Origin of the sequence: Gemmatimonas sp., assembly GCF_044345575.1 — a bacterium.
GTDB lineage: Bacteria > Gemmatimonadota > Gemmatimonadetes > Gemmatimonadales > Gemmatimonadaceae > Gemmatimonas.
In genome coordinates, this window is the sequence record NZ_JBIJAW010000100.1 from 1 (window position 1) to 10,182 (window position 10,182).

9 protein-coding genes and 1 pseudogene are annotated in these 10,182 nt (G+C 66.9%); 3 read left to right on the forward strand and 7 right to left on the reverse strand.

All coding sequences use genetic code 11. The features are described from left to right. Together ACIQ6O_RS07980 and ACIQ6O_RS07985 are read left to right on the forward strand one after the other, a co-directional pair. A partial coding sequence (locus ACIQ6O_RS07980; RefSeq protein ID WP_396207251.1) for a carbon starvation CstA family protein occupies positions 1–977 on the forward strand: 977 nt, incomplete at its 5' end. A gap of 110 nt (positions 978–1,087) precedes the next feature. After that, positions 1,088–1,342 carry a YbdD/YjiX family protein gene (locus ACIQ6O_RS07985; RefSeq protein WP_396207252.1) on the forward strand — a complete coding sequence of 85 codons (255 nt, stop codon included), beginning with the start codon at positions 1,088–1,090 and terminating at the stop codon, positions 1,340–1,342. Here ACIQ6O_RS07985 and ACIQ6O_RS07990 read toward each other — a convergent pair. Then, complete coding sequence (locus tag ACIQ6O_RS07990) at positions 1,312–2,469, reverse strand: MFS transporter (protein WP_396207253.1); 1,158 nt, start codon at positions 2,467–2,469, stop codon at positions 1,312–1,314. The two genes, ACIQ6O_RS07985 and ACIQ6O_RS07990, sit on opposite strands and share 31 nt — an antisense overlap. A 17-nt stretch (positions 2,470–2,486) precedes the next feature. On the opposite strand from ACIQ6O_RS07990, the gene ACIQ6O_RS07995 reads away from it, so the two are divergent. Next, positions 2,487–3,734, forward strand: a complete 1,248-nt coding sequence (locus ACIQ6O_RS07995; RefSeq protein WP_396207254.1) for a M20/M25/M40 family metallo-hydrolase — start codon at positions 2,487–2,489, stop codon at positions 3,732–3,734. Here ACIQ6O_RS07995 and ACIQ6O_RS08000 read toward each other — a convergent pair. From ACIQ6O_RS08000 to ACIQ6O_RS08025, 6 genes and pseudogenes are all read right to left on the reverse strand, one after another. After that, positions 3,724–5,016: an NRAMP family divalent metal transporter gene (locus ACIQ6O_RS08000; RefSeq protein ID WP_396207255.1), complete on the reverse strand. Its 1,293-nt coding sequence runs from the start codon at positions 5,014–5,016 to the stop codon at positions 3,724–3,726. The two genes, ACIQ6O_RS07995 and ACIQ6O_RS08000, sit on opposite strands and share 11 nt — an antisense overlap. Before the next feature lie 297 nt (positions 5,017–5,313). Continuing rightward, positions 5,314–6,678 carry a galactokinase family protein gene (locus ACIQ6O_RS08005; RefSeq protein ID WP_396207256.1) on the reverse strand — a complete coding sequence of 455 codons (1,365 nt, stop codon included), beginning with the start codon at positions 6,676–6,678 and terminating at the stop codon, positions 5,314–5,316. 12 nt (positions 6,679–6,690) lie between these two features. Then, the gene (locus tag ACIQ6O_RS08010; RefSeq protein ID WP_396207257.1) at positions 6,691–7,500 is read right to left on the reverse strand and encodes a nucleotidyltransferase family protein; all 810 of its coding nucleotides are present in this window, start codon (positions 7,498–7,500) and stop codon (positions 6,691–6,693) included. 33 nt (positions 7,501–7,533) lie between these two features. Next, positions 7,534–8,937 carry a Gfo/Idh/MocA family protein gene (locus ACIQ6O_RS08015; protein ID WP_396207258.1) on the reverse strand — a complete coding sequence of 468 codons (1,404 nt, stop codon included), beginning with the start codon at positions 8,935–8,937 and terminating at the stop codon, positions 7,534–7,536. Continuing rightward, positions 8,934–9,923, reverse strand: coding sequence for a sugar phosphate nucleotidyltransferase (locus ACIQ6O_RS08020; RefSeq protein WP_396207259.1), 990 nt, complete (start codon positions 9,921–9,923; stop codon positions 8,934–8,936). The genes ACIQ6O_RS08015 and ACIQ6O_RS08020 overlap by 4 nt, the downstream gene beginning before the upstream one ends. A gap of 178 nt (positions 9,924–10,101) precedes the next feature. Continuing rightward, positions 10,102–10,182: pseudogene (locus tag ACIQ6O_RS08025) on the reverse strand (cupin); the annotation flags it as partial.

Genomic DNA, 10,182 nt, shown 5'->3' on the forward strand with positions numbered 1-10,182 from the left:
GCTCGATGCTCACGGAATCGCTGGTGGCCACGATGGCGCTCATCGCCGCCTGCGTGCTCACGCCGGGCGTGTACTTCGCGATCAACTCGCCGGCTGGCGTGATCGGCGCCACGGCGGCCAACGCGGCGGACGTGATCAACAACTGGGCGCTGTTCAAGCCCATCACGGCGATGGAGCTGGACGCGCTCGCCAAGGCCGTGGGCGAAAACTCGCTGCTGTCGCGTACCGGTGGCGCGCCGAGTCTCGCGGTGGGCATGGCCCATCTGTTCTCGCAGGCGCTGGGCGGCGAGAGCACGATGGCGCTCTGGTACCACTTCGCCATCATGTTCGAGGCGCTGTTCATTCTCACCACGCTCGATGCCGGCACGCGCGTGGGCCGGTTTATGCTGCAGGATATGCTCGGCAACGTGTGGAAGCCGCTGGGTAAGGTCTCGAGCTACCCGGCCGGCATCTTCGCCAGCGCGCTGTTCGTGTGCATGTGGGGCTACTTCCTGTACCAGGGCGTCACCGACCCACTCGGTGGCATCAACTCCCTGTGGCCGCTGTTCGGCATCTCCAACCAGTTGCTGGCCACGGTGGCGCTGTGCGTGGGCACCACGGTGATCATCAAGATGGGCAAGGCGCGCTACGCCTTCGTGACGCTCATCCCGATGACGTGGCTGGTGATCGTGACGATGACGGCAGGCCTGACCAAGATCTTCTCCAGTGATCCGAAGCTCGGCTTCCTCTCGCACGCTGCGCTCATCAAGCAGCAGATCGCCAGCGGCACGCTGCCGGCGAACATCAAGAGCATCGAAGCCGCGCAGCGCATGATCTTCAACGACAACCTCGATGCGGGCGTCGCCGCCTTCTTCCTGGTGTCGGTGGTGGTGATTCTGGGCGCGTCGATCAAGGAGTGGATCGCGGTGACGGGCGGCAGCAAGGCCGCGGCCACCAGCGAAGCCCCGTACGTACGGACGCAGTTGACGGGCGCGTAAGAGCGATTTCGTCGGCCCCACGGCGCGGGCCCATGTGTATGGGCCCGCGCCTTATGTTTAGTCGTCCGGTCGTCACGCGACCGTCACCTCCCTCTCACTTTTCTCACGCCATGGCGCGCTCCGCTCATGTTCCCGCTTCGGGTACCGCCGACACGGCGTCGCGCGCTCGTGCGTCGGATGGTGTGATCAGCCGGCTCAAGCGCGCGGCCGCCGTGATTCGGCGCATGATCGGCGTGCCCGATTACGACACGTATCTCGCGCACATGCGTGAACATTATCCGGAATGCACGCCGCTCGACCCGCGCACCTTCGAGCGCGAGCGACTCACGGCGCGCTACAAGGCCACCGGCTCGCGCTGCTGCTGATTGGCGCTCAGCGCCATCCATATCGCCGCGCCCACCGCGAGCCCGGCCCCCATGGCGAACGCCGTCCCGGCCGAGTAACGGTCCCACACGTAGCCGAAGAGCACACTCGCAGGGAGCGCGGCGGCGCCGACGAGGCCGTGATACCAGCCGAACGCCGTGCCGCGCTGCGCCGGAGCCACGAGATCGGCGACCAACGCCTTCTCGGAACCCTCCGTGAGCCCGAAGACGGCACCGTATGCGGCGAACAGCGCCCACGCGTGCCATTGGGCCTCGGCGAGCGCGAAACCAGCGTACACCGCCGCGTAAAGCAACCAGCCAGCCACGATGAGGGGCCGGCGGCCAATCCGGTCGGACAAGGCGCCACCGGGCGCGCTCGACGCACTCTTTACCACGTGCAATGCCACCCACACCAGCGGGATGAGCGCCGTGGGGACCCCGAGCTGCGACGCGCGCAGCAGCAGAAAGGCATCGGTGGAATTCCCGAGCGTGAAGAGCATCACCGGCGCGATACCGGCCCAGAAGCGCGTGGGGAGCGCCACGCGCGCCTCACGCCCGCGAATGGGAGCCGCCAAGTCCGCCGGACGCTCTTCCTTCACCGCCACGAGCGCCACCAGCACCGCCAGCGCGCCCGGCACCGCGGCCACCCAGAACACGTGACGCATCGGCATGGCGAGCCACTGCAGGCATGCCAACGCGATGAGCGGTCCCACCACGGCCCCGGCGTGGTCGGCCGCGCGGTGAAATCCGAAGGCCCGTCCGCGCTGCTCCACCGGGACAGACGCCGCCAGCAACGCATCGCGTGGCGCACCGCGGAGACCCTTCCCCACCCGATCGGTGAGTCGAATGGCGAGCACGTGCGCGCCGGTTTGGGCGATCGCCACCATGGGGCGCACAAGACTGGCCAGACCGTAGCCCAACACGATGAGCGGCTTGCGCCGCGACACTCGATCGGACCACCATCCACTCGCAACCTTGAGCAGCGCGGCCACGGCTTCGGCGGCGCCTTCGATCACGCCCACCATTTGCACGGACGCGCCCAGCGTGCCCACGAGAAACAGCGGCAGGAGCGGCGCGATGATTTCACTCGAGGCGTCGGTGAGAAAACTCACCGCGGCGAGAGCGAGCACATTGCCGCGCGGCCGCCATGCGCGCTGTTCGTCGTGAGGGGATGCTGATGGTTCTCCGGCCACGCGTCGGCCTCCGATCGTCTCCGTCGACGAATAACAAGTGGACCACGACGTGGGTGAACACGTACGCGGCGGTGACGTCCACGCAGCAGACGTGGGCACTCGAGCAACAGGTGTCGCTCGCCGCCGTCGCTGCGCCCACCGGGAACGAAGGTCCCCGGGCACGCGCCATGCAACAGGGGCTGCAGCAGGCCGGTGCGCGGGCGTGCCATCTCGATGCCGTGGGGAACGTGTGTGCGTCCTTCGGTGAAGGCAAGGACGCACCGCTCGTCTGCCTCGCGCATCTCGACACCGTGTACGATGCCGGGCCCCCGCAGGACGGGGTCGTGGCCGTACACCGGCATGCGACGCGGCTGCGTGCGCCGGGCATCGGCGACAACAGCCGGGGACTCGCAGCCATGCTCCTTTTGGCGCGCGTGCTCGGCCTGCCCGACGTGCGTACGCAGCTACGGCGCCCCGTGCATCTGGTGGCGACCGTGTCAGAAGAAGGCGAAGGGAATCTGCGCGGGGCGCGGGCGTGGTTCGATGCGGCGGAGCAACGTGGCGTCGTTCCCTACGCCGCCGTGGCCATCGACGGGCCCGGTGACGAGAGTATCGTGCATCACGCCGTCGGCTCACATCGGCTGCGTGTCACAGTGCACGGCGACGGCGGCCACAGTTGGGTGCATGCCGACGCGGCCAACCCGATTCATGTGCTCGGCGAGTTCATTGCCCGCGTCTCGCGCCTTGGTGATGCCCGTCGTCGCGATGCCGTCGTCCACATCACGCGCATGCAGGGCGGCGAATCACTCACCGGCATTCCCCAACGGGCGTGGGTCGACGTGGACCTGCGCGGGACATCGGCGGCGCGTATCGACGCGGTCAGGCGCGAGCTCATGCGGCTCGTGCAGCAGCTCACGCCACCGACCCTGCGCGCCGAAGTCACGATACACGGCGATCGCCCCGCTGGCTCGCTCGACGACGCGCATCCTCTCGTGGATGCCGCACGGCGCGCCACGGAAGCCGTTGGGGTCACCCCGCGCTCGGCCTCGGCGAGCACCGATGCGAACATCCCGCTGTCACGAGGCATTCCGGCCATCGCCATTGGCGCGGGCGGCTGCGGTGGCGGTGCGCACACCAGCGAGGAGTGGTACGACGACACGACGGGCGCGCGCGGGCTCACGCGCCTGCTGCGACTCGTGCTCGATCTCGCTGTTACCGCGTAGCCACCACGAGCGACACGATACAGGCGACGACCAGCCCCACACTCACCCATCCGCCCATGCGGGACCACCGCGGCGGACGGGCCTCCCCCACCACCTTGGCATCGGCCGCGAGCATCACGAGCGCCACGAGGTGCAGGGGAAGCACCACGGCGTTCACCACCTGGCTCGCGTAGATGAGCGGAATGAGCGGTAGACCAGGGAGCGCCACCACGCTCACGGCGGCGACCGTGAGGCCGACGAACGCGGCGTAGAACCACTGGAAGTGATGCCCATCGAGCCCCAGCGATGCCGGCTCGTTCACCCCTTCGGCAATGGAGTATGCCGTCGCAATTGGCACGATGGCGGCGGCCAGCAGCGACGCGCCAAGCAGGGCGGCACCGAACAACACCGTTGCAAAGGCGCCGGCCAGCGGGCGCAGCGCCATGGCGGCGTCGGCGGCGGTCTCCACGTGTGCGTTCGTGCTGTGCAGCGTAGCCGCGCACGCCACGGCAATCGCCAACCCCACGACACCCGTAAGCAGCGAGCCGATCACGACATCGACACGCGCCCACTTCAACGTGCCCACGGTGATCTTTTTGTCCACCGCATACGACTGAATGAACGCGAGTCCCCACGGCGCGAGCGTCGTGCCGAGCGCCGCCGACAGCGCCACCCATCCCGATGTATTCAGTGGCATGCGCGGTACGATGGCCCCTGTCGCCACCGCCGACCAGTCGGGCCCGGCAAGCACACCGTCGATGATGTACAGCGCGAGTGTCGATGACACGATCAGCAGCACACGCTCGACGCGTTTGAACGAGCCCATCACCACCATGAGCGCAATGAGCGCACCGGCGAGCGGCGCGCTCACCCAGGAGGGAATCCCCACGAGTGATCCGGCAGCCGCAATCCCGGCATACTCGGCGCAGATCGTCCCGAAGTTGGCGAAGAGCAGTCCCAGTACCGCGGCGTAGCCCCAGCCACGTCCCCAGCGACTCCGCACGAGCGCCACGAACCCCTTACCGGTGACCGCCCCCAGTTGCACGGCCATCAGGTGGAACTGCACCAGCAGGATCGTGGACGCCGGAATGATCCACAGCAGCCGGTAGCCGTGTTCGGTGCCGAGGATCGAATACGTGGTGATCCCGGCGGGGTCATCGTCGGAGAGTCCGGCGAGCAAACCCGGCCCAAGCACCGCCAGAAAGGCGGCCCAGGCACCGGGGCGGGCCGACCGAAGTGCCGCGAAACGCAAACCGGTACCGCGGTGGTGGTGAGCCACCACATGCTGCGGGGGGCGACGCATGTTGGAATGTACCCTTGGATGGTGGCAAGGGTACGGGTGCGGGGGCGTGCGGGGGTGGGTCTCGAACAGCAGACGGCAGACGGCAGGAACTACAGCACGCAGTTACGGAGGAATGCGGTACAACAAAACGGGCGCCACCGCTTCGCGGGGCGCCCGATGTCCTTTGCGGTAGGGAAATCGGCAGCGGCGCGAAGCGCACGCTGCCGTGTGGTTCTTCCGAATTCCTCCCCCACTGCGTGCTGTAGTGCCTGCCGTCTGCCGTCTGCAGTTCAAGAGTGCCCGTCGCCCAAACCCACGTCAGACCAGCTCGAACGCCGGCGAACTCGGCGTCGTCTGAAAGAACAGCGCGCGGTGCGACGCACTGTGATGTACGCGCAGATACTTCTCCCGCCAGCGGCTCGCAAAACGCTCCGCATCGACCGTGGGCACCATCGCCCACACCGCACCACCGAATCCCGCACCGAATGCGCTGGCCGCCGTTGCACCAAGTTCGCGCGCGTACCGCTGCAGGTGCACGGTCTCGGCGATCTGATTCTCGAGCGCACGCTCGGCGCCAGCCTGCGACTTGTCCACCAGTCGTCCGAACTCGGTGAGATCGTTGGCAACGAGCGCTTCCGCCGCACGCGGGACGATCACGAACGTTTCGTCGAAGAACTGCCCGAGTCGTCCCACCAGATGTCCGGCCGAGAACTCCTCCGAGGCCGACGCTTCCGCCGCGGTAACCAGAGCGGGCGGGACTTCGCCGAACGGCGCATCACCAGCCGCCGCAAGGAAAGCATCACGCAGCGTGCGGACCTGTTCGCCACCCGTCGCATTCCACGCCTGCACGAGGTGGTGTGCCGTACGTGCGGCGCGATTGTAGCGCTCTTTCGCCGCGCCCGTCTTGGCGGCCACCACGCCACTCACGCCCACCACGAAGGTGTGGGTCGACGGCCACGGGACGGAGCGTTCGAACCGTACCGGCGCCCACGAATACACTTCCAGACGCCCGCGCTCACTGCAGAGAATCGCCGTCTGATCCTGCGCCCCGCCGAGCGTACCCACGCCCTTGTGACCGGTGAGCACCCCGTAGTCCATGCCGTTCTCGAGGGCGCCCACGTACCCCGCGAGATCGGCGCGATCATGCAGCGCCTGCCCCCACAGCGGGTGCGACGGCAGATCGAACAACGCCGAAAACGCGAGTGTGAGCCCCACGGTCAGCGCACTCGAGCTCGATACGCCCGCAGCCGGAGGCAGGTTGCTGGCCAACGCGACTTCGGCCCCCTGCATCTGCTCACCGAAGTTCCGCAGCAGACGGTTCACCACGGTGCGCGGGTAGATCGACCACGGGACCGCCCCGCGGGACGGCGCATCGAGCGACAGCGACAGCGCCTCACGCCGGCGCGCATCGCGTAGCACGACGGTGCGGTCTGCCCGTTTGCGGGCGACGATCACGATGCCGCGCTCCACCGTGCACAACAGCGAACGTCCCCCGGCATAATCCACGTGCTTGCCGAGCACTTCGATGCGACCGGGCACGATCCACACCCGGCGTTCGGTAGAGGGCACTTCCGCCTCGTCGAGGGCCTCGTGCGCCTCGCGCAGCAGCGAGCGATACGCATCGGCCACGACAGGCGAAAAGCCAGCCGCTTCGAAGGTGTGCCGGACGAAGAAATCAGTCACGAGACGGGCCGCTCACGGGCGTGGATCGAGATGGCGCAACCGATCCACAACGCCGGCGATATCGCCGCGGCGCGAGAGGTCGAGCACCGGCGCTGCGAGACGCACGACGCGCACGGGCACCCCCTCGCGCACCGCCAACGCCACGGCTTCGGGAAGCTCGAATTCCCCGCGCACCGACTTCGGGACGCGGCGACACGCCTCCACCACAGCCGGCGTCACGGCCCAGAGGTTCATGCCGACCCAGCGCGCGGCCTCACTCGCGAGGTCGAGCGAGTCACCAGGTTTTTCGACGATGCCCGCGAGGAAGCCGTCATCGCCCACGTCGAGTACGGCAAACGACCGCACGCGTTCGGCGTCGATGTTGCCCTCGTCTACCAGCGCATCACGATCGAATGCGACGACCCCTGCCGTCTCGTCTGCGGCGAGTCGCCGGAACGCTTCCACCGGGTAGTAGTTGTCGGCGTTGAGCACGAGGAATGGCTCGTCACCGATGACCGCCGCCGCGCTCGTCACGGCATTGGCCGTCCCGATCGGTTCGTCCTGCACAGCGAACCGCACACGGGTGCGCACCGGGGGTGCCTCGTGCCCGAAGTGCTGCCGAATGGCATCATGCTCCGGGCCGATCACCAGCACCACCTCGGTGATACCGGCATCGGCGAGTGCCGAGATCACGTACTCCAGAAACGGGCGACGAATGGGGATCATCCCCTTCACGCCCGTTTCCGCCGCGGCGGCCTGCGATGCCTCGAGAGCAGCCGTGGCATCAGCGCGTCGCATGCGCGTGCCCAGCCCTCGGGCCATGATGACCGCCGTGCGAATCATGGGCGACCGAAAGACCAGTTGCGGGACGGCAACTCAGCCGGCCGCAATGGCGGGCCCCTGCGGCGCCGTGCTCGTGCGCCACGCCCCGCGCGTGAAGTCGGGGAACTTCACCGGCGCACTGCCCTTGCGGATCGACTGCTCGCACAACGCATACGGCACACTCCACGCGGCCGCGTCGTACACATCGAAATCGGGCGCCAGCCCTTCGCGCATGCACTGCACCAGGCGATACGCCATGATGAAGTCCATGCCGCCGTGCCCGCCGTTCTTGCGGGCGAGCTCACCGACCGCCGTCCACAACGGATGTTCGTACTTGCTCTTGTACTCGCTGAGCGGCGTCCACTTCTCGCCTCCCGCCGTGCCGTCGATGTAGAGGCGCGGGGGATAGTCGTTGAACACCGCCTTCGAGCCCTGGAGATTATTGAGCCGCGAATACGGGCGCGGGCTGGTGACGTTGTGCTGCAGCAGAATCGTGCGCCCCTTCGCCGTCTTGATGAGCGACGTGTTCACATCGCCCGTCTTGTACGTTTCCGTCCACTTGGGGCTGTCCTTGGGCTCGTGCTGCTCACGCCATTCGGTCAGGCCAGCCTCGGGTGACGACATGGACACGATGTGCTCGAAGCGGTCGCCGCGATGGATGCCGAGATACTGCGCCACCGGCCCGAGGCCGTGCGTGGGATACAAGTTCGTGTCGTGCTGCGTGTGGGGGAAACGGCGCCAGAGTCCCTCGTCGCGATTCTCGAACAGGATGGCACGCAGGTCGTGATTGTACGCCGCCTCGGCGTGCAGCAACGTGCCGAACACCCCCTCACGCACCATGCGGAGCACTGTGAGTTCGCTGTTGCCGTAGCAGCAGTTCTCCATCATGAGGCAGTGCCGGCGCGTCTTCTCCGACGTTTCCACCAGCGCCCACGCCTGTTCGAGCGTGAGGGCAATGGGTACCTCACTGCCGCAATGCTTCCCCGCCTTCATGGCCGCGAGCATGACCGGCGTGTGGAACGGCCACGGAGTGGCGGTATACACGAAGTCGATGTCGTTGCGCTGCACCAGGCGTTCGTAGTCACGTTCGCCGTCGGTGAACACGGCCGGGGCCTTGCGCCCGGCCTTGGTGCACATGGCCACCGCCCGCTGCGCCTTCTCCGGCACCACATCGGCGACCGCCGTGATCTCCACGCCCTCGATGGCGAGCAGTTCGTTCAGGACACTCCGACCGCGCAGCCCCGTACCCACGATGGCGACGCGCACGGTCGCGTGCTTTTCGAACGGCACCCCGAGCATCGAGTCGTTGCCCGCCCACACCGGCGCGGCCAGATCGACGCGCCAGTCGTTGGTGCTGGCGAAGAGCTGCGCCGGCGTGCCGGCCACCGCAGCAGCGGCCGCCGCCGCAGCACCGGCGAGGAGATCACGACGGGACAGTGACGAACGCGGATCAGTCATCCTTCGCCTCGAATTTCGGAGTGGTCACCAATGTTGATGCTGCCAGCGACGCCCTCGACATACACGTGATCACCCAGCACGCAATCGTGTAAGGTGGCATTGGTGATCGTCACGTGGTCACCGGCAATCGTATCGCGCACGGTGCTCTGTCGCACCACGCTCCCCTTGCCGAGCGATACGTTCGGCCCAACGGTGGCATGTTCGATGATGCACCCTTCCTCGACGTACACGGGCTCGATGATCGTCGCGCCCTCGCCCAATGCATCCGGATGGCGCGCCCGCCCCTTCTCCAGCATCACGCGATTCGTGTCGAGCAGCGTCTCCAACTGTCCCGCGTCGTACCAGCCGTCCACGTCGACCACACGGATCTTCGCACCATGGTCGATCATGTACTGGAAGGCGTCGGTCAGATACCACTCGCCCTTGTTGGGTGTGGTGGTGAGCACGTGGGCGATCGCTTCCTTGAGCAGCTGCCAGTTGCGGATGTAGTAGAGTCCGATGTTCGCGCGCTTGCTGATCGGCTCCTTTGGCTTCTCCACGATGCGCGTCATGTGGCCGTTGTCGTCGGTAACCACCACGCCGAAGCGCTGATAGTCCTCGACTTCCTTGGTCCAGATGATGCCGTCGTCGCTGCTGTCCTTCACCACGCTCAAATCCGCGTCGAAGATCGTGTCGACGAAGATGATGAGCACCGGCGCATCGATGTGATCGCCGGCGCGCGCTACGGCACCGGCGGTTCCGTCCTGTACATCCTGCTCGATGAATTTCGCCGGCACCGCGAATGCCTTCGGCGCGAACGCCTCCACCTTCTCCTTGAGATGCCCCGTGATGTAGATGACCTCTTCGACGTTGCCGAGCTGCAGCACATCGTCCATCACGTAGCTCATCACCGGCCGGCCAGCCACCTTCACCATCGGCTTCGGCACCACATGGGTGTGGGGGCGTAGTCGCGTACCTTTGCCGGCGAGCGGGATGATCACTTTCATGGCAGCGGATGTTGGGAGTTATTGAACGGCCAATTGCGCGAAATGTCGGCATCTGACGGTGGGCAGAGGCCGGAGTTACGACCCAAAATGCAGAACGGCGACACCCCGTGGGAAGGGTATCGCCGTATCGACTTTGCATTCGTGGCCCCTGCGCGTGGGGCGCCCTGCATGTCAGGCGTCAGGGAGCGCTGGTGCCTTCGCGCCCGTAGCGGTCCTTGATGCGTACCACATCGTCGAGCTCGGGGGTGCTGGCCTCGAG

What these genes read in the sequence shown, in the direction of transcription:
- ACIQ6O_RS08010 (WP_396207257.1), bottom strand. Translation starts at nt 7,500, where the DNA reads ATGATTCGCACGGCGGTCATCATGGCCCGAGGGCTGGGCACGCGCATG.
- ACIQ6O_RS08000 (WP_396207255.1), bottom strand. Translation starts at nt 5,016, where the DNA reads ATGCGTCGCCCCCCGCAGCATGTGGTGGCTCACCACCACCGCGGTACC.
- ACIQ6O_RS08015 (WP_396207258.1), bottom strand. Translation starts at nt 8,937, where the DNA reads ATGACTGATCCGCGTTCGTCACTGTCCCGTCGTGATCTCCTCGCCGGT.
- ACIQ6O_RS07985 (WP_396207252.1), top strand. Translation starts at nt 1,088, where the DNA reads ATGGCGCGCTCCGCTCATGTTCCCGCTTCGGGTACCGCCGACACGGCG.
- ACIQ6O_RS08020 (WP_396207259.1), bottom strand. Translation starts at nt 9,923, where the DNA reads ATGAAAGTGATCATCCCGCTCGCCGGCAAAGGTACGCGACTACGCCCC.
- ACIQ6O_RS07995 (WP_396207254.1), top strand. Translation starts at nt 2,487, where the DNA reads ATGCGCGCTGTTCGTCGTGAGGGGATGCTGATGGTTCTCCGGCCACGC.